The 24,471-nt window shown below is 56.3% G+C and carries 24 protein-coding genes; 10 read left to right on the top strand and 14 right to left on the bottom strand.

Features of this window, described 5'->3' with window-relative positions; all coding sequences use genetic code 11:
* Positions 1 to 384 precede the first annotated feature (384 nt).
* The 4 genes from AABO57_27690 to AABO57_27675 all read left to right on the top strand — a co-directional run bounded on the left by AABO57_27690 (position 385) and on the right by AABO57_27675 (position 6,023).
* On the top strand, positions 385 to 2,496 hold the full coding sequence (locus AABO57_27690) for a serine/threonine-protein kinase (GenBank protein ID MEK6289515.1): 2,112 nt from the start codon (positions 385 to 387) through the stop codon (positions 2,494 to 2,496).
* A 33-nt stretch (positions 2,497 to 2,529) separates the two neighbouring features.
* Complete coding sequence (locus AABO57_27685; protein MEK6289514.1) at positions 2,530 to 3,918, top strand: amino acid permease; 1,389 nt, start codon at positions 2,530 to 2,532, stop codon at positions 3,916 to 3,918.
* Positions 3,911 to 5,008 carry a pyridoxal phosphate-dependent aminotransferase gene (locus AABO57_27680; protein ID MEK6289513.1) on the top strand — a complete coding sequence of 366 codons (1,098 nt, stop codon included), beginning with the start codon at positions 3,911 to 3,913 and terminating at the stop codon, positions 5,006 to 5,008. The genes AABO57_27685 and AABO57_27680 overlap by 8 nt, the downstream gene beginning before the upstream one ends.
* A gap of 163 nt (positions 5,009 to 5,171) precedes the next feature.
* Positions 5,172 to 6,023 carry a lysoplasmalogenase gene (locus AABO57_27675; GenBank protein ID MEK6289512.1) on the top strand — a complete coding sequence of 284 codons (852 nt, stop codon included), beginning with the start codon at positions 5,172 to 5,174 and terminating at the stop codon, positions 6,021 to 6,023.
* On the opposite strand, the gene AABO57_27670 is transcribed toward AABO57_27675, so the two are convergent.
* The 4 genes from AABO57_27670 to AABO57_27655 all read right to left on the bottom strand — a co-directional run bounded on the left by AABO57_27670 (position 5,998) and on the right by AABO57_27655 (position 9,314).
* Positions 5,998 to 6,816, bottom strand: a complete 819-nt coding sequence (locus tag AABO57_27670; GenBank protein ID MEK6289511.1) for a hypothetical protein — start codon at positions 6,814 to 6,816, stop codon at positions 5,998 to 6,000. The genes AABO57_27675 and AABO57_27670 overlap by 26 nt on opposite strands.
* 217 nt (positions 6,817 to 7,033) lie before the next feature.
* Entirely contained in the window at positions 7,034 to 8,059 is a 1,026-nt protein-coding gene (locus tag AABO57_27665; GenBank protein ID MEK6289510.1) for an NAD(P)H-dependent glycerol-3-phosphate dehydrogenase, read from the bottom strand.
* A complete protein-coding gene (gene plsY / locus AABO57_27660; GenBank protein MEK6289509.1) occupies positions 8,056 to 8,739 on the bottom strand; it encodes a glycerol-3-phosphate 1-O-acyltransferase PlsY in 684 nt (227 codons plus the stop codon). Before plsY ends, AABO57_27665 begins: the two co-directional genes overlap by 4 nt.
* A gap of 158 nt (positions 8,740 to 8,897) precedes the next feature.
* Positions 8,898 to 9,314, bottom strand: coding sequence for a hypothetical protein (locus tag AABO57_27655; protein MEK6289508.1), 417 nt, complete (start codon positions 9,312 to 9,314; stop codon positions 8,898 to 8,900).
* Between the two features lie 317 nt (positions 9,315 to 9,631).
* Here AABO57_27655 and AABO57_27650 point away from each other — a divergent pair, with 317 nt between their 5' ends.
* Positions 9,632 to 10,006: a DUF4383 domain-containing protein gene (locus AABO57_27650; GenBank protein ID MEK6289507.1), complete on the top strand. Its 375-nt coding sequence runs from the start codon at positions 9,632 to 9,634 to the stop codon at positions 10,004 to 10,006.
* A gap of 103 nt (positions 10,007 to 10,109) precedes the next feature.
* Here the strand turns inward: AABO57_27650 and AABO57_27645 are convergent, their stop codons facing one another.
* On the bottom strand, positions 10,110 to 11,018 hold the full coding sequence (locus AABO57_27645; GenBank protein MEK6289506.1) for a MerR family transcriptional regulator: 909 nt from the start codon (positions 11,016 to 11,018) through the stop codon (positions 10,110 to 10,112).
* A gap of 301 nt (positions 11,019 to 11,319) precedes the next feature.
* On the opposite strand from AABO57_27645, the gene AABO57_27640 reads away from it, so the two are divergent.
* From AABO57_27640 to cutA, 4 genes are all read left to right on the top strand, one after another.
* Positions 11,320 to 12,252, top strand: coding sequence for a TIGR01777 family oxidoreductase (locus AABO57_27640; GenBank protein ID MEK6289505.1), 933 nt, complete (start codon positions 11,320 to 11,322; stop codon positions 12,250 to 12,252).
* A gap of 148 nt (positions 12,253 to 12,400) precedes the next feature.
* On the top strand, positions 12,401 to 12,772 hold the full coding sequence (locus AABO57_27635) for a DUF2007 domain-containing protein (GenBank protein MEK6289504.1): 372 nt from the start codon (positions 12,401 to 12,403) through the stop codon (positions 12,770 to 12,772).
* A 144-nt stretch (positions 12,773 to 12,916) separates the two neighbouring features.
* Positions 12,917 to 14,002: an alpha/beta hydrolase gene (locus tag AABO57_27630; GenBank protein ID MEK6289503.1), complete on the top strand. Its 1,086-nt coding sequence runs from the start codon at positions 12,917 to 12,919 to the stop codon at positions 14,000 to 14,002.
* A 144-nt stretch (positions 14,003 to 14,146) separates the two neighbouring features.
* Positions 14,147 to 14,479 carry a divalent-cation tolerance protein CutA gene (gene cutA, locus AABO57_27625; protein MEK6289502.1) on the top strand — a complete coding sequence of 111 codons (333 nt, stop codon included), beginning with the start codon at positions 14,147 to 14,149 and terminating at the stop codon, positions 14,477 to 14,479.
* Between the two features lie 135 nt (positions 14,480 to 14,614).
* Here the strand turns inward: cutA and AABO57_27620 are convergent, their stop codons facing one another.
* The 7 genes from AABO57_27620 to purH form a co-directional block, all read right to left on the bottom strand.
* The gene (locus AABO57_27620; protein ID MEK6289501.1) at positions 14,615 to 15,106 is read right to left on the bottom strand and encodes a hypothetical protein; all 492 of its coding nucleotides are present in this window, start codon (positions 15,104 to 15,106) and stop codon (positions 14,615 to 14,617) included.
* A 110-nt stretch (positions 15,107 to 15,216) separates the two neighbouring features.
* Positions 15,217 to 15,594 carry a glyoxalase superfamily protein gene (locus AABO57_27615; protein MEK6289500.1) on the bottom strand — a complete coding sequence of 126 codons (378 nt, stop codon included), beginning with the start codon at positions 15,592 to 15,594 and terminating at the stop codon, positions 15,217 to 15,219.
* A gap of 119 nt (positions 15,595 to 15,713) precedes the next feature.
* A complete protein-coding gene (locus tag AABO57_27610) occupies positions 15,714 to 16,070 on the bottom strand; it encodes a hypothetical protein (GenBank protein ID MEK6289499.1) in 357 nt (118 codons plus the stop codon).
* Between the two features lie 8 nt (positions 16,071 to 16,078).
* Positions 16,079 to 16,375: a hypothetical protein gene (locus tag AABO57_27605; GenBank protein MEK6289498.1), complete on the bottom strand. Its 297-nt coding sequence runs from the start codon at positions 16,373 to 16,375 to the stop codon at positions 16,079 to 16,081.
* Positions 16,376 to 17,242: 867 nt separating this feature from the next.
* Complete coding sequence (locus tag AABO57_27600; protein MEK6289497.1) at positions 17,243 to 17,623, bottom strand: hypothetical protein; 381 nt, start codon at positions 17,621 to 17,623, stop codon at positions 17,243 to 17,245.
* Between the two features lie 298 nt (positions 17,624 to 17,921).
* Positions 17,922 to 18,581 (bottom strand): HNH endonuclease, encoded by a 660-nt coding sequence (locus AABO57_27595; GenBank protein MEK6289496.1) that lies wholly within the window; start codon positions 18,579 to 18,581, stop codon positions 17,922 to 17,924.
* Between the two features lie 43 nt (positions 18,582 to 18,624).
* The gene (gene purH / locus AABO57_27590; protein ID MEK6289495.1) at positions 18,625 to 20,238 is read right to left on the bottom strand and encodes a bifunctional phosphoribosylaminoimidazolecarboxamide formyltransferase/IMP cyclohydrolase; all 1,614 of its coding nucleotides are present in this window, start codon (positions 20,236 to 20,238) and stop codon (positions 18,625 to 18,627) included.
* Positions 20,239 to 20,592: 354 nt separating this feature from the next.
* On the opposite strand from purH, the gene AABO57_27585 reads away from it, so the two are divergent.
* Positions 20,593 to 20,991: a hypothetical protein gene (locus tag AABO57_27585; GenBank protein MEK6289494.1), complete on the top strand. Its 399-nt coding sequence runs from the start codon at positions 20,593 to 20,595 to the stop codon at positions 20,989 to 20,991.
* A gap of 32 nt (positions 20,992 to 21,023) precedes the next feature.
* On the opposite strand, the gene AABO57_27580 is transcribed toward AABO57_27585, so the two are convergent.
* Together AABO57_27580 and AABO57_27575 are read right to left on the bottom strand one after the other, a co-directional pair.
* A complete protein-coding gene (locus tag AABO57_27580; protein ID MEK6289493.1) occupies positions 21,024 to 22,499 on the bottom strand; it encodes an APC family permease in 1,476 nt (491 codons plus the stop codon).
* A 127-nt stretch (positions 22,500 to 22,626) separates the two neighbouring features.
* Positions 22,627 to 24,471: winged helix-turn-helix domain-containing protein (locus AABO57_27575; protein ID MEK6289492.1), on the bottom strand; the 1,845-nt coding region annotated here is incomplete at its 5' end.

Below are 24,471 nucleotides of genomic sequence, written 5' to 3'. Positions count from 1 at the left end.
ATAACCAAAAGCGGCGGCAACGCACAAAGGCCGCCGCAGTCCAAATATTCCGTCGGCCGTCATCGGTCGGGCCCCAGAGCACATGCAAATATCAACACAAGATTAGGACACTACCATCGGTTGGGTGGTGTCCTAAGTTCAATTCTCTGCGCGATCTCTGCGTGCTCCGCGTCTCTGCGGTGAGTTGATTTTCGGCGCTGCTCTTCACCGCAGAGGCGCAGAGGACGCAAAGGTTGCGCGGAGAAACACTCGAAATAGGAAACTACTCGCCGCCTTGACGGCTGAAATGTCAGGTCAATATCATTGGCCGCGTCTGATGGTTGCTGAACGTGGCCGAACGACGTTGATTCCGAGTCTGACTCACCTGGCCGCTCACGAGGTTTGATGGGATTAACACAACTCACCGGTGAAGTGCTCGACGAGAAATACCGCATTGAGAAGGAACTCGGCAAGGGCGGGATGGGCTCTGTCTATCTCGCCACTCACCTGGGCACCGGCCGGCCTGTCGCCGTCAAAGTCATCACCCCGCAGTTCATGATGAATGACGAGTTCGTCGAGCGCTTCAGACGCGAGGCGAAAGCCGCCGGCCGGCTGCATCATCCAAACGTAGTCAATGTGACCGACTTCGGCTTCGCCCAGGTTGAGGGTGAGCGAATCGCGTATCTGGTGATGGAGTACCTCGACGGCTGCACGCTTGCCGAAGTGCTTGCCGAAGAATCTCAGCTTCCGATTGACTGGGTCGTCGACATCGTCGAACAAACTTCGTCGGCCATCGATGAAGCTCATCAACAGGGAATCATTCATCGCGACCTGAAACCCGATAACATCTGGCTCGAGCCGAATCGCCGCGGCGGCTACACGGTTAAGGTGCTCGACTTTGGTCTCGCCAAACTGGCAGATGTTCGGATGGCCGATGCGGTTGAAAGTATGCCGTCTGCGGCATCGTCCGCTTCGGACACAAGAAGGTTGCATCGAGATTCGGCCACGATAACGAATCAGCCGCGCAACACCGAGGGTTTCAAAGCTCAGACCTACGCACAGGGGGCTGAGGTTTCAGAAGCCGCGACTCAAATACAGCGTCTTCAAGCCGGCGAGCACGCAACTCTTATCCTCGCCGAACAAGCGCAAGTCAACGCCTCTCCTGCAAGCGAATCGGCGACGCAAATCTTACCGTTGGAATCATCCGAAGCGACGACTCAAATACAACCCGGGCCTGTGTCAGAGGAAGAGCGAACGCGCGTGTTCGAGCACACTACGGCTGAGAATCTGGCTCGGCAAACCGTTCCGGCAGATGGGCTGACGCGAGTTGGATCGATTCTCGGCACACCGGTATACATGTCGCCGGAGCAATGCCGCAGCGAGCCGCTCGACGCGCGCAGCGACATATACAGCCTCGGCGTGATTGCGTATCAGATGCTCGCCGGCGAGCCGCCATTCACCGGCCAGGCTTACGAGCTGCTGAAGCTTCACATAGAAGCCGCTCCACCCCCGCTTAAAGAAAAGCGCCGCAAGATCCCGAAGCGAATGGCCGCGGTTGTGATGTCGGCGCTGGCGAAGAATCCCTCCGAGCGTCCCGCAAGCGCCGCCGGCTTCGCAAGCGCGCTGCGAGCGAGCGCCGAACGAACGGGGGTGCTGCTACGCCGGGCCTTCGCGCTGTACATCGAACACTTCCCAAAATTCTTCCGGGTCACGTTCCTGATGTACCTTCCGCTGATCGCCTTGCACGGGGCTCTTCTCATCATTGCAATGAAGTCGCACGCGGACACTGCCCAGGCTCCCTCCGGCGGTTTGAGAGTCACTATCAACGGTAGCCCGGCCACCAGCGCTCTCGAAGTCGTACTCTCAGTTCTGATGTTCTTCGCCAACTTTTTCATCAATGCGATAATCGCCGGAGTCACAATCCGGCTGGTAACGCAGCTCTTCCTGTCCCCGCTCAGACCGTTGGAACTGCGCACGGCTTATGGGGCAGTTAGAAAAAGATTGAAGGCCCTTCTGATTACCATTGCGCTCGCCACGATTCGATGGGTCTTCGGATTACTCTTGATCGTTCCAGGCGTGATCATGTTCATCAACTATTCGCTGGCTGCGCCGGTGGTGATGATGGAAGGACTGAAAGGGCGTGCTGCGTTGAAACGATCGAAGGCTCTGGTCAAGCGCTCCTGGCGCACAGTCATCGTGATCATTTTCTTCCAATGGGCCATCCCCGGCATTGCGGCATCGGTCGTAGCGTTTCCGATTGCCTTCGCTCTCAAAGCGTCAAAGATCGAGCAAGCACCGATTCTGACCGGGCGTCTTACTTCGATCATTGTGGCGATGCTCAACGCGGTGATCGTGCCGCTGATCGCTACTCTGACCGCGCTGGTCTACTTGAAGACGCGGCAGATAGGCGGAGAGACTCTCAAGGAAGCCCTCAGCCAGTTTGAAGAAGAGGACACGCCTCGCACAAAGTGGCAGATGCGCATGCGGGAGCGGCTGCAGACCACAACGAAGGCTTGAAACAGAGAGCGTACCGAGCAAGAGGAACGAAAGCTGAACCCACCACCGGACGCAATCCAAGACCAACCGTCGGGGCCAACCGTCGATAGCTCACCGAAGCTGGCGCGGCGGCTCGGGCTGTTCGACGCGACGATGATTGTGATGGGCGGGATCATCGGCTCAGGCATCTTCATCAATCCTTACGTCGTCGCTCGTCAGGTCCACACACCCGTTTTGATCCTCGGCGCCTGGGCGGTGGGCGGTTTGATTGCGCTCGCCGGCGCGTTCATCTATGCCGAACTGGCGGCTTTGCGGCCGCAGGTTGGCGGGCAGTACGCGTACATCCGAGAAGCGATTCATCCCGCGGCCGCATTCATCTACGGTTGGACACTATTGCTGGTAGTTCAGAGCGGAGGAATGGCGGCGGTCGCCGTAACCTTCGCGCGCTACTTCATCGATCTGACTCAACTTCCGATTGGAGACTGGGTGGTGGCCGCGGTCGCGCTTGGAGCTTTGACGCTGATCAATTGTCTTGGCGTGCGTGCGGGGAGCAGCGTACAGAACGCGTTGATGGTCTTGAAGATTGTGGCCATCGCCGGGCTGATAGGCGCCGGCTTGTGGGGCGCCGGCCACGGTGCACGCAGCGCGATGCAAGCGCCGTCGCTGACTCCCGACAACTCGTCGATGATTGGTGCATTCGGCGCCGCGCTGGTGCCGGTCTTATTTGCGTATGGCGGATGGCAGACGGCAAGCTTCGTGGCGGGCGAGATGCGCGAGCCGCGAAAGAATCTCCCGCGCGGACTCCTGATCGGGGTGATGGGAGTAATCCTCCTATATCTGGCAGTCAACTTCGTTTGTGTCAGCGTGCTGGGCGCGGGAGGTCTCGCGGAGACGACGACGCCCGCTTCGGAATTGATGAGATTGGTCTTAGGCGAAAAGGGCAGAAAGATCATCGCGGTTGGCATCGCGATATCGACGTTAGGGTTCTTGAGTCAGGGCATGCTGACCGCGCCGCGAGTTTATTTTGCGATGGCCGGCGACGGGCTTTTCTTCAAACGCGTGGCCTCGCTTCACCCTCGCACGCGAGTTCCCGTGGTGGCGATAGCCTTGCAAGGTGTGCTGGCGATCGTGATCGCGATGTCCGGCAGGTACGAACAGATTCTCAACTACGTCGTCTCGATTGATTCGATCTTTTTCGGGCTGACGGCTGCGTGCTTGTTTGCGCTTCGCCGAAGCGGATCGCGCGCGGACGACGATACCGAGGCAACCAGCTACACGCTCAAGGTAGGCTCACTGGTCATCGTTTTGTTTATCGCAGCAGAGTGGTTGGTCGCCGCCAGCGCAATCTACCAGTATCCGGCGAACAGCGCCATCGGACTGGCCATACTAGTCGCCGGGATACCGGTTTATTTCTTTTGGCGAGGGAGACGCAAACGTGAGTGAAGCGAAACGTGCCAAGCGCTCCGATTATATCGAGTGGGCTAAGACGCGCTCGCAGGCCAGGTTCAGCCTGGCTACAAGCGGGGTCATTCATTACCCGATGGCCGAGCTTCCGGTCCGCCTGGAAGACATCGAGTTGAGCGGGCCGAGCTGGTACGGTTACGAGCCGCTTCAACAGGCGCTCGCGGCCAAATGCGGCGCCGCTACTGAGAACGTCGTTGCCGCGACCGGAACTTCGATGGCCAACTTTTTGGCGATGGCTGCGATCCTCGAGCCAGGCGATGAAGTATTGATCGAGCGGCCGGCCTACGATCCGCTCGTGTCTACGGCAGCTTATCTGGGCGCCGCCGTGAACAGATTCGAGCGGCGGTTCGAGCATGGCTTTCGTATCGACCCGAGCGAGATCGATCGCGCGGTGACAAATCGCACCCAGCTCATCGTGATCACCAATATGCACAACCCTACCGGGGCGTTCGTTGATAACGACACGCTTGGCGAGGTTGGAAGAATCGCGCGGCGAGTGGGAGCGCGAGTATTGGTCGATGAGGTCTATCTCGAAACTTTGTTCACCACGGCGCCCCCTTCGGCATTTCACCTTGGCAGCGAGTTCGTCACTACAAGCAGCCTTACAAAAGCCTACGGCCTGAGCGGACTTCGTTGTGGATGGGTGCTTGCCGAGCCGGATCTCGCGAAAAAGATATGGCGGATCAACGATCTGTTCGGCAACATTCCCGCGCATCCGGCGGAGCGGCTCAGCGTGATCGCCCTGAAGAATCTTGACCGAATCGCCGCTCGCGCGATTGCGCTTCTTGAAAAGAACCGCCCGTTGCTCGATCAGTTTCTGGATTCGCGTGACGATCTCGAGGCAGTAAGACCGCCGTTCGGAACAGTTGTCGCTCCGAGGCTTAGGCGAGGCAGCGTTGAAGAGTTGTGTGCGCTACTTCGCGAGAAGTATGAGACGTCAGTCGTGCCCGGACGGTTCTTCGAGATGCCCGATCATATCCGCATCGGCATAGGGTGCGATTCTGAGATGCTCGCGGGCGGACTCGAGCGTCTGGGCGCGGCCCTCGATGAGTTGGGCAAGAGGAATTGACGACGTCTCGCTGAGATAGGAATTGCGATATCCGCGCAAATCCGTCGAATCAGTGTCATCCGTGGTCTATGCTCCGCGGCAATGCAATTCTCACAAACTCATAGACCACGGATGACGCGGGTTTGACGGATTCGCACCGATTTCGTGAACGCTGATGCTCATCGTGAATCACGAAACAACAATCGAAAGATCCGAAGCTGCTCTCCAACAGCGCTCGCGGTCAATCATTGCCTTGACGGCACTCACTGCGATCTCGGCCGCGATCACAATCGCCGCCGGATACCTCGGCTCAAGAACAACGGTCTACATCTTCAAGCCGGCGACGATGATCTTCATCATTATCATCGGGGTCATCGCGCTGATGACAGGACCGGGTGCTAATGTGGGCTATCGCAATCTGATCATCGCTGGGCTTTGTTGTTCGTTAGTGGGGGACGGTTTACTCATGCTGCCGTCAGATCAATTCGTTCCGGGATTGATCAGTTTCCTGATAGCCCATTTGCTTTACATTGCGGCGTTCAGATCCAGACCTTCCGGATTGATGTCGGCGTGGTACGGCGCGGCCTGCGTTGTATACGGGAGCTTGATGTTTTGGATTCTATCTCCCGGCCTGGGAGCGATGAAACTGCCGGTGGTGGTCTACTTGATTGTGATTCTGACGATGGCCTGGCAAGCATTGAACCGGTGGGGGGCAACCCGGCAAGCCGGAGCCGCGCTCGCCGCCATCGGGGCGATGTTGTTCGTAGTTTCCGACTCGGCGATCGCGATTAATCGCTTCCGAGTCGGGTTCCGACTTGCGGATTTGCTGATCCTTGCCACCTACTTCGCCGCGCAATGGCTGATCGCGATGTCAATCGCGAGTGGCGCAGACTCTAGTCTGCGTCTAGTAACTCCGTTACGAGGGCAATCACCAGACACAGACAAAGTCTGCGCCACTCGCAATCTCGCAGTTCGGCCGACAACTGCGAAAGCCACCGCCACGAACCCTTCTATTTCGAGGAGAAGACAGCAGTGACTTTTGTCTCTCCTTTTTCCGAGAGCGCGTTGATGAATGCGGTGCGTTTCTTTCCTTCGTCTTCGCCGACTACTGAGCCCATCATTATCGCGCCGTTTTGCTGTACGGTGTTCGTAGTAACCTTCAACCCCGCCTGTTTGAGGTTGTCTTCGTAGAACTTCGTGACCTTCTCTATCGAATCGCCGGTGCTGAAACCGAAGCTGCCGCCCTGGCCGTCTTTGCCTTCGGTGGAGAAGGTGCCCTGGATCGTGGCGCCGGGATACGATGGAAACCAGGCGGGCAGCTTCGCCGCGGAGCCGGCGCCGAACGTCGCGGACCCCTCCCTGGTTTTCACCACGACGGACCCGGTGTCCCCCTCGCCCTTGGCTTCCATGGTCATCTCTGCTTCGCCGTCCTTCTTGAAGACCAGCTTTCCCTTTTGCGCTTCTTCCAGGTTCACCGTCATGGTCTCCCCGGTCTTCTTGTCCTTGATGGTGATCACATCTTTTTCTTCATCCACCGAGACGAGTTCGACGTCCGGGTTCGCGGCCACCATCATCTTGGCTAGCGCGAGCGCAGGCTTCCTTTCGATCAAGTCTGGATCAAGCCCTGCTTGTTTAGCCTTGTTCCAGACGAAATATCCGCCGAGAAACACGATGATCACTCCGAGCACGACGAACGTGCCGCAGCCGGCGACCACCCACATCACGACGTTTGACTTCTTTTGCGGCGGAGGGGGAAACGACTGCTGCGGTGGAAACTGCTGGCCGGCCGGCCCTCCGATTGGAGTCGTAGGCGGAACATAATTCGACATGTTTATCCTCCTTGCTTGTAATCCACGGTACGGGTTCAGAGTTCCGGGTTCAGGGTTCAGAGTTCAGAGTTCAGCCTTTAGGCTGCGTTGCGTCACAAAGCAGCAACTTAAAAAGCTTGTCCTCTGACCTCAGACATTCTTTCTCAAACAGCAAGCTAAAGCTTGAACTCTGAACCCGGAACCCGGAACCCGGAACCCGGAACCCTGAACCAGCGGTTCACTCTCGCTTGAGCGGGCGGCCCATCAACTCGTTTGCCGCATCGAGAGCGGGCTTGTTCTCATAGAGCAGCGCGTAGATGTTCGCAGTGATTGGCATTTCTATTCCCAATCTGCGGCCGAGTTCATAGATCGACTTCGTCGACTTCACGCCCTCGGCCACTTCCCTCATTTCGCCGAGTATATTCGCGAGCTTGCGCCCGCGACCCAGCTCGACTCCGACGTGCCGGTTGCGCGAAAGCTCTCCGGTGCACGTCAGCACCAGATCGCCAAGCCCAGCCAGTCCCGCCAACGTCTCGACTCGCGCACCCTGGGCGACGGCGAGCCGCGTCATCTCCGCAAGCCCGCGCGTTATGATCGCTGCCACCGCGTTCGTGCCAAAGCCTAACCCACGCACAATGCCCGCCGCGATCGCTACGACGTTTTTTACCGCTCCGCCAAGTTCGACGCCCACGACGTCGGTGTTGGTGTAGATGCGAAACAGGCTCGAGCTCAACGAACGCTGGATGATTTCGCTAGACTCGCGGCTGCTGCTTGCGGCGACAATCGCGGTCGGGTCCCCTTTAGCTACCTCGATCGCAAAGCTCGGTCCCGACAGCGCGACATATCGCGGCGCAAACCTGTCGCGCAAGACATCGGCCACCACTTCCTCCATGCGCATCAGCGTGCTGTTCTCAACACCCTTAGCCGCACTGACCAGGACGATCTCGCTTCTCAAACCGGGCCGAAGCTGCGCGACTATCTGGCGCATTGCGTGCGAAGGCACGACCAGTAGCGCGAAATGTGCTCCATCGATCGCGTCTTCAAGCGAGGTAGTCGCCTGGATGTTCGATGGAAGCTCGAAGCCGGAAAGGTAGAAAGGATTCCGGCGATCGCGGTTGATCGCGGATGCGACTGCGGGCTCGCGCGCCCAGAGCTTGACCTGATGCTGATTGCGAGCCGCCACCATCGCCAACGCAGTGCCCCAGCTTCCCGCGCCGATGACTGCGACGCGCTTGCTTTCGGGCGCTGCGGGATCACCAGTCATGAGCTTCGCCCTCCGCTGATCGCGGTTCCACCCGAGCCGACCTCGGGGCTATCGGGTTTCACTCGCACGCCGATCTTGTTCTCGGTCCCGTGTATCAATCGGTTGATGTTCTCGTGATGTGTCGCCACGATCAACGCGCATCCGGCGATTCCGATTATCATCAACGCTTTCAGGTGAGGGCTCGGTTGAAGCAAGCCATAGTAGAGCAGCGTCCAAAGCGGGACCGCGGCCGTCGCGACAATCGAGCCCAGGGACACGTAGCGGGTGAAGTACACAATGAGCGCCCACAACACCAGCGTCGTGAGCACCGAATACGGAGCGAGCGCAAGATAGACCCCAACGCCGGTTGCTACGCCTTTGCCGCCCCGGAATCCAAGAAAGATGGGAAAGATGTGACCGACGATTGCGGCAATCGCGGCAGCGCCGATCCAAAGGTAATCCTCGCCGGCTACAACGCGCATGAGCAGCACAGCAGCCACGCCTTTCGCCACGTCGAAGAGATATGTGAGCAGGCCGCCCTTTACTCCAGCGCGGCGGGTCACGTTAGTCGCGCCGATTCCACCCGACCCGATGTCGCGAACGTCTTCTCCGCTCGTGAACGCGTATTTGACCAGAAGATACCCGAACGGGATCGATCCAAGCAGGTATGCGATTATGACGAAGACAATCTTGAGGGCCATGTTAGAACTCGCCTCGCTGGCGGGAGAATATATCAAACAAGGAGTCGGTTGCCAGTGGTCAGAAGGCAGAAGGCAGAAGGCAGAGGTCAGAGATCAGAGATCAGAGGTCAAGAGGTCAGAACTTCTGCCTTCTGCCTTCTGCCTTCTGCCTTCTACGTCTACACCTCAGGATCCGAGGCTGTTGCGGGCGCGCCTCTCTTATCTGCGGCATGAGCTATGTTCGTCTCATCGATATAGAACGAGCGCTTGCCGGTGATGCCGAATTTCTCCGGGACCGCGGTGGCCTGGAACCCTCCTCTTTTGACCTGCACTTCAAACCGGTAGCCGGTCAGCTTTCCGCTTGCCGGGTCGTTCACGTAGCGCTTCTCAATCAACTGGGGGAGCGTGCCGTATTCGCCGCCAGTCTCAACTTGATAGCGAGCTTCGGCTGCGGCGATCGCTCGGAGCCTTGCCATCGCGGCAGTCTCATTAGCGGCGGTTACCATCACCGATTGCTCAGCGGGCTGTTGGCTGCAACCGGCCATCACTGCAGCGGCGAGTCCGAGCAAGACTATTTTTAGAAAACTTAGCTTCATCAAAGTCTCTCTCCTTTTCTGGTCGGGTGAGGGAGGTCAGTCACTGGCCAGCCGACCCCATATTATTTTCAATGCGTATTGTGGGCAATAGTAATTCCGACTCGGATCATACCCGCCGGGTGAGAGAAAGTTTCTTTCGATCTTGACTCGGAAGCCCCGCATAGGTAGTTTAGCGGCGTCATTATCTCAGGTATCAGCAACGACAACACGAGACCTCATCGCAGTACCGGCTTCTCCGGGTCGTTCGCTCGTTGTTCGCAATCGCCGGGCGGAAGATCATAGCTGTTCAACTCTTTTCACTTTGATAAGGAGACAACATGGCAAAGACTGTAGCGACTCTCGTCGGTGTTGTGTTTATTGCGGTTGGGATCATTGGCTTTTTTAGCCCCCACCTGCTGGACGCGCATCTGGGTACTGCGCACAATTGCGTGCATCTTGTATCGGGCGCGATCTCGCTGTACCTGGGAACGAAAGGGTCTTTGGCCGCGGCCCGCCAGTTCTGCATCATCTTTGGACTTGTGTATGGACTCCTGGGGGCGGTCGGTTTCCTCGTTGGAACAGGGGCGGAGCACCTGCTGGAGCTTCCGTACTTGACCCTCGGCACCAGGGACCACATCATACACATCGTGATTGCGGTCCTTTATTTGATCGGTGGATTCACGACGAAATCAGGGGCTTCGACAAGCGCCTAATTGAGCGATCGCTGCGGCGAGCGGTTGCCGCGATGCGCCGCTCGCCGAGTCTGTCGGCACGAATACGATGCGTTCTATCCGGGCGCCGCAAGGACTTTCAAGACTATCTTTTGAGCCGGTCGTCGAGCTCCTCGAGATCGCGAACCAGTATCCAGTTGGCGCGGTCGATCAAGGGTCTGTGCCTCAACGCTCCTGCGCCGCCAATCCATACCCGCGTCGGGGCGGAGACCAGGTTTGAAATCGACTCGAGCTCCGCGTGGGTCTCTGCGCGTTCAGTGGCGAGGCTCAGCGCGAGAACCCGTGCGTTGGTCAATTTCACGGCAAGCGCGATCTCGTCTGCCGGCAAATCAACTCCCAGATACACCACGCGCCAGCCGTGTGCGGCTGCGAGCAACGCGGCGAACAAGAGTCCAAACTCATGGCGCTCACCCGCGGGCGTTGCCAGGACCAGCGTATCGAGATTTCCGTAGGGCCGATAAATCCGAAGGAGCGAGACCAACATGCTGCGCAACAACCCCGAAGCGAAATGCTCGTGAGCCACACCGAATTCCTTACGTGCCCAGCGCTCGCTTACTTCGTCGAGTATGGGCACGACGATCTTCTTCACCAACTCACGAGCCGGGAAAAGCGTCGCGGCGCGTGCGAGTTCCTGATCCGCGGCAACCACGTCCATAGTTTGAACCGCCTCGATGAATCGTTCGCGGACCGCACGGTAAGGATCCGCGCCATCGCGCGGCTGACCTGCATCGGAGATCAGTTCGTCGAGCTCACTTTCAGAAAGCTTTGCGGCCTGACCGATGCTATGTCCATTCTCAACCGCCTGTCGTAGCCGTCTCAGCCTCAGCACATCTGCGTCTGAATAGAGCCTCGTGCCGCCGTCACTGCGCGCGGGACGAACCGCACCGTAGCGCCGCTCCCACACGCGAACAACATCGATTGAGAGTCCGGTGCGCTTTGTCACTGTGCCGATCAGATACTTCGGCGTAACAGACACTTTGTCGTCGCTAGGCATGCCGGACTCATTGTGCTGACCCGTCGTGATTGCGTCAAGATATTGCGAGAGAATGGAGCGTGACATCAGGCGTTTCGGTGGTGTCCTAGACTTGAATCAATCTCTGCGCAACCTCTGCGTTCTCTGCGTCTCGGCGGTAAATACTGGGGGGAAAAACCCAACCGCCTAGGCGCAGAGAACGCCGAGATCGCGCAAAGAGTTCAAGCTCGGACACCACCGGGTTTCTGGTCACTATCTTGACAGGGGATATGTTAAGCTTCGAAGTCAGCCACTCGGGTTCACGAGGCTCCGGAGGTGCAGGATGAAGATACTGGTAACAGGAGCGACCGGCTTGATCGGGCGCAGTCTGTGTCGATCCCTCACTGAAGACGGACACACTGTCGTCGCCTTGTCGCGTTCGCCTCGCAAACCAGCCGAGCTAGCGGTCGCCGAGATCCACCAGTGGGATTCGCTGGCGGGCCCGCCTCCCGAAGCAGCGCTGACCGGAGTCGACGCGGTCGTGAATCTTGCAGGCGAGCCCATAGTGGCGCGGCGTTGGAGCGACGAGCAGAAAAAGTTGATACGAGACTCGCGGGTGGTCACCACGCGGAACCTGGTAGATGGGCTGCGCTCGGCTGATCGTAAGCCAGGCGTTCTTGTGAACGGCTCGGCAGTTGGGTTCTACGGTAACCGCGGCGATGAACAGCTCGAAGAGACATCGCCTCCCGGCCACGGCTTCATGAGCGACATTTGTGTGGAATGGGAGCGCGAAGGGGCGCGCGCCAGCGAGCTTGGCATTCGGGTGGTTCAGGTGCGCACCGGAGTCGTGCTCAGCGCTGAAGGCGGCGCGCTTCAAAAGATGCTGCCTCCATTCAAGCTCGGAGTCGGGGGCCGGCTCGGCAGCGGCAAACAGTGGTTCCCGTGGATTCACATCGATGACATCGTAGGCATCTTCCGCCACGCGATCTACACATCTTCGCTGGCAGGCGCGCTTAACGGCGTCGCACCGAAGCCGGTGACCAACAGCGAATTCACACGCGAACTGGCGAAGGTGCTGCATCGCCCGGCCTTCTTCCCAGTGCCCGAAATCGCATTGCGAGTGCTGATGGGTGAGATGTCAGAGGTTCTCTTTGTCAGCCAGCGACTCGTGCCGAAGGCCGCGTTGGCTTCGGGGTACAAGTTTCATTATTCGGCGCTCGCCGAGGCGCTCGAGGATGTGCTTGGCGCTTCTAAGACGGCTCACGCGAGAGCTTAGCAGGCTGTCTTTATCAGCCCTCTAAGCCCTCGATCTCGAATCGCCAGGATTGATTAACTATTGCGCTAAAACCATGCAGATAATATGATAGCGACTGGTCGCTTCAACATTCGCGAGACTACTCAACGCGAAGCTCCCGAGGAAGTGAATGGCATTCTGTCCAAACTGCGAGGCGGAGTACAAAGCGGGCATCACCGTTTGTCCGGACTGCAACGCTGAACTGGTAACGGAGTTGACGCCGGAAACCAAAGTGCATGATACCAGCGACGGCGGGCCAGTGCGGCTTCAGTCGTTCAGCAACAGCGCCGAGGCTCAAATGGTGAGCGAGACGCTCGAGCAAAATGGAATTCGCGCTTTCGTTGAGGGCGGCGACTTTGCTTTGATCCCCAGCAGCTTTTCGCAAGAAGTGGTGGTGATGGTTGACGAGCGAGACCTGCCCCGCGCCATCGAGATCTACGAAGCTTTCTTCAACTCTGAAGCAACTGCCCCTGCCGAAGAAGAACAAACTGACAATTGGTAGTTCAGAGTTCAACCTTCAGGTTGCGCACGCGAAAGCAAGCTAAAGGCTGGACTCTAAACTTCCGGGAATAGTTCAGAGTTCAACCGACAGGTTGCCCGCCGAAAGCAAGCTAAAGCTTGAACTCTAAACCTTAGGGGGTACGTGATGAAGAATCTTCTACGCATGTTCGCCGTTGCTTCCGTAGTTTTCGCGCTGTCGTTAGTGGCTCGCGCGCAAGAAGGCTCAACTCGAGCCGAGTTCGAATGCCTGGCTCTTGCCAACTCTTCTGCCGTGGCCGTACCGGGAGAGGCGTCTACGTTCCTCTCGTTTCATCATGTGTGGACGCCAGGCCTGGGCTACGGCATCTTCGAGTCGAACGGGTTGAATCTACACTATGAGACGCAGGGCAGCGGTGAGGAGGTTGTGATCGTGGTCCACGGCGGCGCCGGACTTCCACACGAGTACTTCCATCCAATGCTGTACAACTTGAGCCGCTATGCGAAGCTGGTTTTCTTCGATCGACGTGCCGACACGCTCGCGCGTTCGGGTCACGGGATGGTCTCGATTGATGAAATGTCCGACGACATAGACGCGCTGCGCAAATCGCTTGGGCTCCAGCGCGTGACGCTGTTAGGACACAGCTTCGGCGCGGCGATCACTCTCAACTATGCTTTGCGCTATCCGGCTAACTTGAAGCGGTTGATTCTCGTAAGCGCGGCCGCCACTGTCGAGAATCCGTACGAAGGCGAGAAGCGGATATTGAAGACGCTATCCAAGGTCGAGATGACTGCCTACAGATCAAGTGAGGGCGGCACCGGCGCAACCAGGCCCTGCGACCGCGTGCGAATGCGTTATGCGGTGCTGTATCCGCACTACTTTCACAAGCTCGTGCCTTATGAGTTTGATCGTGGTCTGTACACGGCGTACTTCGACGCCCTGTCAAAGAAGCAAGCGCTCGCCGCCTCCCCGGCAGCTTTTGACGTTCGCAATCAACTGAGCGAGATAAAAGTTCCGGCGCTGGTGTTCGCCGGACGGTACGATCTGATAACACCGCCCGATCAATCATTTGAGCTTGCCAGCGGCTTGCCGCAATCGAGACTGGTGATGATGGAGCACAGCGGTCACTTCCCTTTCTTCGAGGAAAACTATTTGTTCACTGAGTGGGTGCGCCGATTCATGAATGCAACTAGCGGCCGCGAGGACGACAGGACGATTCGCGGGCCGGTGACTGAGTCATCAGGCTCACGATAAACTCTGGGAGCGCAGGCATCCTTGCCTGCATTGGGTTGCGAAAGAAAAACAGACTGGCAGTTTGCGGAAAGAGGCAGGCAGGGATGCCTGCGCTCCCAGGTTCGTGGTATAAGAAACGCAGCCGGCGACCGGCATCACGTTGTCATGAGCCACGAGCTTATTGTTTTCGTCACAACCTCCAGTAACGACGAAGCCGCGCGTATCGCCGATGCGCTGGTATCGGAGCGGCTAGCTGCCTGCGTAAACATCGTCGCCGCGATCGAGTCGATTTATCGTTGGGAGGGCAAGGTCACCCGCGACAGCGAAGCGATGATGATCATCAAAACCACCGACGAGCGATATCCCGAACTGGAGCGCCGCGTCAAAGAACTTCACAGCTATAGCACACCTGAAGTTATCGCGATGAGAATCGAGCGCGGGTCGGAGCAGTACTTGAATTGGTTGCGCGACTCGACAGCAACGGATCAAACGCGCTAACGGCTACTCTGATGGAATCATGCGAAACTCGCCCGCCGCGCTCCACTGATGCAGTAGTTAGACGCCGGACAGCGGACACACCCATCTATGGGCCTTACCGCCTTTGTGTTACCCTACCAAATCTTGTTCGGCTGTTTATTGATCTGTTGTCGCAATGTAGAGCACATCGTCTTCATCCCGAGTCAATAAGAATGAATCGATTGTTAGGTTCTGAATCTCGTTTTTAAGGATTGGGATGAGCTGCGTTACCTGGTTTCTATGGGAAGTCCACTCATCAGTGGGGGTGACCCTAGCCCAGTCGAGCCCCAACCATGCTTTGTAAGCACCGCAGTCACGGTGCTCAAGTATTATTAGTCGATCAATTGGATGGAGGATACTCCGAGCGGTCTGGATATGTTCCACGAGTGCTTGTCGCCATTTTACGAATTTGTTTGCCCCAGCCGCGGCACCAGCCAAGACGAACATGTCGTATTTTCTGCGTAGGGAGGGCTTCGCATTATCCATGAAATCGATAATGCGATGAGCAAAACGATAATCCATGCATGTAAGAAGGAGAATGCTCGGTTTCTCTTGTACCGCCAAGTTTGGTGCAAGTTGCGCTAAATACTCTTCAAAGCTAATTTCCATCAGATTCCTCCAAGAGCTAATCTCAAAGACCGCGAGTAATATATATACCCTTATGCTGAGATTCAAGTCGCTTCGCAGGACGGATGCCCTGTAGGTACGCCTTCGAAGCTTTACTTATCAGACAGCGGGAAGAGCAACTCATTGCCGTCGGGATCATCGATCTGGATAACGTCATAGCCCCACCACGATTCCTTGCTCGGAATTGAGTGCTCGACGATCTCACGGCGAAGTTCCGCGATGCCATCCTGGGTCAGCTCCACGAATAGACGCGCTTTATCCTTGCGACCGGCATCCTCGCACAGAATGATCTCGCACTCTGCACGATTGACTTGGCAGACTTTGCCCTTGCCGTCGCCTTCGTGCCAGGACTTCTTGAAGCCGAGCAGGTCCTTGTAGAAGCGCAGCGCGCGCTCTACGTCGCCAACGAAAAATACGGGTCGCGTGTACCACCGATGCGTGATCTGCTCTGCGTGGGTTTGCGTCGTCATCTTAGTTCTCCTAATCCGCCCAACGATTGGCGTAACCGGGCCGCGCGCGTGAAACATTGGAGGAACCATAAGGACCCGCTTGCGCGGCTCCGGTTGACGCCTTTGTTCGGCCGCGTGACTTATTTCAATCCTCGGATTCCAAACCAGACGCTAAGCCCGAGTCCACCGAGAAACAACAGTATTTGAAAGAACGCTGGAATGCGAATATTGCTGCCATAGATTGTTGTGGGTGTCAGACCGCCGAGCTTACCAAGAGACCCGGTCAATGCGAGTAGAGTCCACACGCCGGCCGTTACAGAAAGTAAGAACAGTATCCACGAACCAGTGAGTAGATATTTCGCGTTCTGATCGAGTTTCGCATCCATGATGTTTTTCGCGAATGTTACTTCCAGTGCCAGAATGCCACTCGCCAGAGTAATCAATTGCTTTGCTATATCGGACGCGCTGGCAAAGGCCGCTTTAGTTTGATCGTCCATCGAAAACCTCAACAGAACGGAAATAGGGGACAAACTCGAGCCAAGGCAGCGGATAGCGTTGTTTCGTGTAGTTCCTTGAAGCCCTGCTGGCCCGCCTCCCAGGTCATTTCGATCAATAACTTTTCGAAGTTCCGTTCGGCTTCGTTCAACTTCTGGGAATTCGAAGAGAAGCCAGCAGTTTGGAACTTGACCACCGCCTGATCTATTAGCTGTTGGAGTGCTTGCTGACATCCTGGATTGATCGGAATCCCCCAAGATTTCATGATTCCTGTCAAACGAGCCTTAAGAGGAACTGTACTGCTCATGTTTTACCTTCCTTCGTCGATTACGAAACACAATATGTTGGCTAACGTGATCACTGACCGTGCCGCCGAACGATACGATCAGCGGGCGCGCGCCCTCTGTGTCAACGTGACTGAGACACCGACCGCCCAATAGTTTAATGTATGAGGGCGCACGGAGGCGAGTGGAGGTGCGTGTCTCGTATTTGTACCGTGAGTCTCCACCTAGAGGCCATTGACGCGGTTACACAAATGTAAGATTGTTCTTGTGCCTAACTTCGGTTTGGAGTAGCTCATTACAAATGGACTTGTATGAAATCTTTCCTCAATATTAAGTACCTACAATCTCTTTTCTGCTTGCACATTCTGTAATCTGTGATATAGTGCGAACGGCTTCTGTCCACATCTCACGTTTCAGGAGAAACCTCTCATGAAGAAACTATCAGTTCGTTCGCTCCTTATGGGCTTGGTTCTGTCCCTTTTCTTAACGCAGGCTTGGACGACCCCGACGGTCAAGGCCGATGTGATTGGTAATTGTAGCGACCCATTCGTCTTGACTGTCCCACGTTGCATCCTCTGGGGGTTGTATTGCTGGGGCGAGGAGCAGGCATGCGTAGACTGTCAGGATGGTAGGCATTGTTACCCTATGTATTGATGTGACTTAGGTTTTTGCTGTTCTGTTTGTCCGAATTCATATATTGGGCGAGAATCTACCCTGACTTTTTTATATTAGCGGGGTGGTAAGTTTTTTGCCTGTCTTGTGGATAACTCATAAACCCCAGCAAAACACCCCGTTGACGCCATTTATGAGTATGCTACTCTAACTCTAGCTCCTAAGTCTGGGGCTGTATATTAGCGCCGCATTCGCGAGCGCCCTTAACAAATAAAAACTCAAAGCAACTTGGTACTACCCGACTCCTGTGCGAACCGAGCGAAATAGTCCTCGGGTATGTCAGGTTGATCCGACGCAAACCACATCCTCCCGTATACATTGGTTTCCAGCACAGCTCTTTTGCCCCTATAGGACGCAATCAACTCGCTGATTGATTCACCAGGCATATGCTTGCCATAGCCGTTATAGAGCCTACTGTGAGAGCGCTGTTTCCGCGACAATACCCCAACCTTCACCGGCGTTGCGTCCCCAATCTCCGCTTGATACCTTTCCAGGTCTCTGCGGTCCAGGTTTCTCTGGGTTTGCCGAGACGCCACCGCGCCAACGATTCCTAACAGAGCCAGCCCTAATGCGAAACCAATGACAAATCCTTTCGACATTTTTTCCTCCTTCTTTGGTTATTAGGATACAACCGGACGCGCGTTTATGGGTGAAACAACCGGCACGTTTTTATCACCAATCAGTGATGTTGTCAACAAGGGAACCAATGGCTGGAAACAACGGCAAGGCGGGCTCCTTCACTTGTTCGAGTCGTCTTTGATGATGTTCAGACGAACTTTCGTCTTTGAAGAAGGCCGGATCGAGATTGAATAGGCCCGCGAGGCGACGTACGGAAATCTCATTGAGTTAAAACCCAGAGTGCCAGATAGACCTAACGCAGCGATCATGGTGAAACTACTAGTCGGATTCACTCCGCACAAACAGAAGAAGCGTATCTCTCGCGCTTTGCAGCATTGGAATTGTGCTGCGGACCGCCTCCATCGCGAGTGTCTTCGGGAGTGACACACCCGGATGGCCGTTGAGCCAAGCACGCGTCAGCTCGTTTGCACGACTAACAGCTCCATAGGCTGATGCAATCTTACCTGCGAGGTCGTCGTTAAGAATCTGGATGACTCCCTCTCTGATCGCACGATCCATTTGGGTGTCCCTGAACTGAAAACCGAGCGTCCTGAAGTCTACACCGGCGGAGATAGTCAGATTATAGTCAAGCTCGTCGATGAGACCTTGAAGGGGCCCAACATCGACGTCCCGAGTTGCCTGCACAAAGATTTCTGGGCGCGTTTCGCAGATTCGAAGCCATTGTTCCTTGTGTCCACGAAGCTCATCTGGCGTGAACGGTCTCCCCTTGGGGTGTTTGGGATTAAAGGCATGAGCTTCTGCGTGACAGTCGAAGCACACGGGTAACGCGTTCTCTATGGAATTGTCTCCACCGTCTGCCTTCGGGACAATATGGTCTGTCTCCATCTTCGCCCCGCAGTATCTGTGACATATACAGCATCGCCTATGACACCGAATAAGGAGGTCGTCAACTTCGTCCCGCTTGAAAGCTGAAGCCATCGTTTCTTCCTTCATTGACAGCCAGCGTTAGTATGTCCGTTAATCAGTGTTTGAAGTGCCGCATTCCAGTGAACACCATCGCCAGATTGTGCTCGTTTGCCGCGGCTATGACTTCTTCATCGCGCACTGATCCGCCAGGCTGAATCACCGCGGTGATGCCCGCGCGCGCGGCTTCGTCTATGCCGTCGCGAAATGGGAAAAACGCATCCGAAGCCACGACGCTTCCAGTCAACGGAAGTTGAGCCTTCATCGCTCCGAGCTTCACCGAATCGACCCGGCTCATCTGGCCCGCGCCAACTCCGACAAGTTGTCCTTCTCGCGCGTAGACGATTGCGTTTGATTTCACGTGCTTCGCTACGATCCATGCGAAACGCAAGGCGCGCATCTCTTCATCGGTTGGCTGCCGATCAGTTACGACTCTCAGCCTGGTATCGTCTAACGCGCCGCGGTCGCGGTCCTGGATCAGTAGACCGTTGTCGCCTATGACTCGCAGATCGAGTTGAGATGCAGTGTTTTCACCCGTATGCACCCGCATCACGCGCAAGTTCTTCTTCGACGCGAAAGCTTCCAGCGCGCCCGGCTCATAATCCGGCGCGGCGATAGCTTCAAAGAAAGTTTCGGCGATCGCGCGAGCGGCCGCCTCGGTAACGGTTCGATTGAAGCCGATGATGCCGCCGAACGCTGACACGGGATCGGTAGCACGCGCCGCCTCGAATGCTTCGCGAACGCCGGCTGCCGTTGCGGCGCCGCAGGGGTTCGTGTGCTTGATGATCGCGCAAGCCGTCTCGGAGAACTCCGAAACCAGCGACCACGCGTCCTCGAGATCGATCAGGTTGTTGAACGACAGCTCCTTGCCCTGAAGCTTCTCCGCTGCCGCGATCCCTCCCCCTGGGAGCGCAGGCATCCCTGCCTGCTTTGCGCCGGAGCTTGACGTCAAGTAGAGAGCAGCGCGCTGATGCGGGTTCTCCCCATAGCGAAGGTCCATTGTCTTCCTGGCAAACACGGTGAAGCTCGCGGGAAGATCCGTTGGTTTCTCGACGCGCAGTCTTTCGTCACCATCCAACGTCACCGAGCCTTCAAGGAAACCTGAGATGGCCGCATCGTACCGCGATGTCGTTTCAAACGCGCACCGAGCGAGGCGGAATCTGGTTGCCTTCGAAACCTGCCCGCCGCTCGAGCTCATCTCATCGGCAACCACAGCGTAATCCGAAGGATCTACAACCACGACCACGTCGTTGAAGTTCTTTGCAGCCGAGCGAATCATCGACGGCCCGCCGATGTCGATGTTCTCAATAGCATCTTCGACCGTGACGTCTTCGCGCGCGATGGTTTCGCGGAACGGGTAGAGGTTCACGACTACCATGTCGATGTACTGGATGCCGTTCGCCTGAACTTGCTGTTGGTGCTCGGTGTCATCGCGGATCGCGAGCAAGCCCCCATGAACCTTCGGGTGCAGAGTCTTGACGCGCCCGCCGAGGATTTCAGGAAAGCCCGTCAGCTCCGACACGTCGCGGACTTCGAGGCCCGCTTCCCTCAACGTCCTGGCGGTTCCGCCAGTGGAGATAAGCTCGACCGAGTTGCGGCTCAGGCAGCGAGCGAAATCAATCAGGCCTGTTTTGTCGGATACGCTTATGAGTGCGCGAGTGATCTTCTTCAAGCTGCTCCTTCGTCAGGGAATCAACAGTCGCACCGAGACGCCGCTCAGCGCGGTGTACATTAGCATATTCAGTTCGAGTGTCAACTCTCAGAGCCGCCCTGCATGACGCAGCATAATCACACTGAATGTCGGAGAGTTGCTGCGCCCCAAAGGTGAGCGCGAGACTCGACGCCGCGAAGATGATTGCATCTCGAGGCGGCTTCACCTTGGTCCGCATGTTGCTCTTAGTCGGTACCGTAGGTTGTCTAACCTGCGGTTGATTTCGCACTCGCGTCGCATGTTCGACAACGTACCCTACATTCCGCAGGTGCGCCGCAGGTTAGACAACCTACGGTACATTCTCAAGGAGGCGATATGTTCAAAAAGATTCTTACAATGGTGCTTGCCGGGTTACTGATGCAGGCGATCTGCGTGCAACCAGTATCCGCGGCCTCGAAAGAAGAGAAGCAGACACAACGCGCTGAAAAAGTGAGAGCAGGCATTCTCAAGCTCGGCGTAGGCACGGACGCTCGCGTGGCGATCAAGCTGCGAAACAACGTGAAACTGGCCGGCTCCATCAGTGAAGCGAAAGATGACTCGTTCGTCGTGACAGACTTGAAGACTCGAGCGGCTACGACTGTTGCCTACGGCGATGTCACACAGGTCAAAGGCCACAACATTGGCACGGGCGCTAAGATCGCAATCGGGATCGGGATCGGGGTTGGATTGACCATACTTGTGCTGTGGCTGTACGTCGTGACGCACGAAGACTGAACCTAATGGTGGATTCGCGCCGGGGGTCCTGGTCACTCGTCGATCCATTCCTGGGTGAGCAGCCGGTCATAGTCGAACCCGGTGCGGCGGCCTTCCCATCGCGCGATCAGGTAGAAGACGGTTCCCACTGCGACCCACACGAGTAGAAGTTGCCAGATAGCCAGCCCTCTCTGCTCGGCTGGAAGGCTGGCATGCCGCGCGATATCGCGAGCGAGGGTAACGACAGTCAGATAGCTCATCGAAGCTAACGAAATGAGCCCGAGGATGACCAGCACCGCCGGATGAAGCTTCACCCTGGCCGTCTTGTAGAGCGCAGGCCTCACGAACGGCAGCGCAATCAACGACGCGCTGTGCAAGCCGTAGACGAGAAACATCCCGACAATCGCGATGTCCAGAACGTAACCGAAACTCTTCGTCCACAGCAGCGCGAGCGCGATGACCGCGTTCACAACCAGGCTCACCCACGGCGTGCGAAATCTCTCGCTCACTCGTGACAGCCACTGGGGCAATACTCGGTCTTCGCCGAAGACGTAGAGTATTCGCGCGGGAACGAACAGTGTAGCGTTCAGACAAGTCGAGAAAGCCATCAGCGCGCCTATCGTCACCACCGCCCCGCCCCACCATGGCAGATACTTCGCGGCCGCGTCGCTCATCGCGAAACTCGACTGAGCAAGTTCCTGGTAAGGCATCACGCCGAAAGCTACAAACGACATCAGGAAAAAGATCACCATCGAGATGAGCACTCCGTTGATGAAGATCATCGGGAGCGACTTGCGTGAGTCTTTCGTTTCTCCGGCGGTTTGCGCGAGACTTTCGAAACCGGCATACGCAAAGAACAGCGGCGGCAGCACAGCCAGGAAGCCCCTCTCACCTTCGGGCGTGACCGTCGCCCAGAAGCCGTGAGGAAACATCGGTGAGAAGTTCTTCAACTCGATCGCGAAGAGGCCCGGCACTACGAGCACGACGATGGCTAGGCATTTTACGATGACCATAACGGTCTGAAGCCAACCGTAGAATTTCACGCCGAGCAGGTTGAACATCAGAAAGAAAAGCAGCGCCGAAGTGGCGATGACCGCTTCGCCGAGGCTTGGATCTTTGATGTAGCGTCGGCCGAGCGCTTCCCCGAAGGGCAGCACGCCCGCGAACCACTGATCCATTCCTGGATAAAAGAACTTCAAGTACTGAGCGAGCGAAACGGACAGAATCACGAGCGCGCCGATGTAGGAGAGCCACTTCAACCACATCGCTACGAAGCCGAGGTAGATGCTTTTCGTGGTGCGCGAGATGTGAAGATACTCGCCTCCGGGTCTGGTTCCGAGCGGCGTTGAAAGATAGACCGAGTACGCAACGGCGGTCACCAGCACAACCGGCGCAAGCACGAGATAGGCAAGCGGCACGGACGGTCCGGCGATAGCGCCGGACTTACCGGTGACTACAAAGATGCCAGACCCGACCAGTATTCCGATTATCGTGGCGTAACTCTCGAGCTTGGTGAGTTCCCGACTCAGCTCGACTTTGTGCGATACCTTGTGTGGCGCAGCTTCAGCCAGAGATTCACCTCTGATGACTAATTAAGAGGGAAGGATTGTCTCAGTCGCTGAATGGATTGTCTACCGGGAACGAAACGGCGCCGCTTTACGATTCGAGTCCCATGCGGCGGAGTATGGCTTGATAACGCGGCTCTGAGCGCAGGCTGTCAAAGACAGGGTCGGCTTTCACCCAGGCCATCAAAAAGGCTCTCACCTCGAGGGCCTTTTCCAGATTGTCCAGGGCTCTCTCTTTGTCGCCAAGAAACGCATGTGTCCAGGCGATTAGATACGGAAGATTCGGCTCCTGCGGACAGGTAGGACAGATTCTCATACGGGACTCCAAGTACTCCTTGATGCCGCCACGATGATACGAGTCCAATGCTTCAGCCAGCTTTGCTGACTTCCATTTATCCTGGCTGGCTGTTCTATTCGCGACATCGCTAAAAGAAAGTTCTCCCTTGAGCGTCTGTTCAATCGCTGCTTCATATTCGCCAGTCCGCAGATATATATTGGTTAGGTGTTGGTGGGCAAACACAAAGTCCGGATAGAGCTCCAATGATTTGTAACAATATTCTTTCGCCGTGTCGTAGTCGTGAGCAAAGTAATAAACCTGGCCCAAGTCAGCGAGAAAATTGTACGATAGAGGATTGATTTCAAGCGCGCGCCGCAATTCGGCTTTGGCTTCGTCGTATCTGCCTTCAATTCCGAGCAGAATTGCATACCAATGGTGTGCTGTCGCGTAACCCGGATTGAGTTCGATTGATCGCTTGAAGGAATCTTCAGCTTCTTTCCACTTCCATTCGTGAATTGCATGAGCAAAACCGCGTGTGGCGTGGGCTTCGGCCAGATTTGGGTCAAGCTCGAGTGCCTTACCAAGAGCCTGGTACAAGTCCGTTCGACGACCAAAAAACGCCGTCGTGTCCGCCAGCCCGACGTACGCCAACGCGAAGTTCGGGTCCTTATCAATCGCGTTGCGGAACAACCTTTCGGCTTCCTGGAGCCCTTCGTAATTCCGCTTGTTCCAGTGGTATCTACCTTTGACATAAAGTTCGTAAGCCTCCGCGCTTTCAGTAAAGCGCTTAGTCAACGCTCTTTGTTCGTTGCCGCTCAAGTTCAAAGCCAGCGCGTCAACCACCTGCAACGCGATTTCATCCTGCAAACGAAGCTCATCCTGCAAGGGCTTTTCGAACTGTCCCGCCCAGATCGCCGACTGGTCGCTCACTCTTACCAACCGGGTCGTAACACGGACCTTGTTTGCCAAGCGATAAATCGTTCCTTCCAGAACCGCGTCAACCTCTAACCTGCGTCCGGCACTGACTGAATCTATTTCTTGATCTTCAAAAGCCATCACTGCACTGGTGGGCCGCACATTAACCTCCTTTATGTTGCTTAGTCCGGTTATGAGGAGGTCGGCAACGCCGAGCCCACTATGGTCGCCAGCACCTCCCGCCGTAAGGTCCTTGAACGGCAATATGGCGATTGATTTGATCCCTGACGGATTCCCTGCGCTTGTTTTGTTGTACTGCAAAAGAGCAATGCCGCTCAGGGCAATTGCCAGAAGAAGCGCCGCAGGGACCAAAAACCTTGGCCGGAGGCGGGAAAAGAAGAGTCTGGTTGTTTTTGATGTGATGGCAGATAAGTTTTGTGAAGCGAGTCTGATCACCGCCGTATCGCCAGGATGGATCTCCTCGATTAGAGTCTCGGTCAAAGTGTGCTTCTCAATTACCAGGTCGCCGTTTCCGCTTTCTTTGACCTCACCAGCAAAACGATACCCACGCCGCGGCACGGTTTGAATCAATTCTTCGTTCTCACCGAAGTCTTTGAAGGCCTTCCTGAGCAAATAAATGTGACGCGAGAGATTGCTTTCTTCTACGAATGAATCAGACCAGATCTTTTCCAGCAATTCGTTCTTGGTGACGACTTCACCGCCGTTTTCGGTCAACACGCAAAG

This window comes from Acidobacteriota bacterium, assembly GCA_038040445.1.
GTDB lineage: Bacteria > Acidobacteriota > Blastocatellia > UBA7656 > UBA7656 > Onstottus_A > Onstottus_A frigus.
Note: the sequence above shows the minus strand (reverse complement) of the source record. Positions and strands in the feature narration are given on the sequence as shown.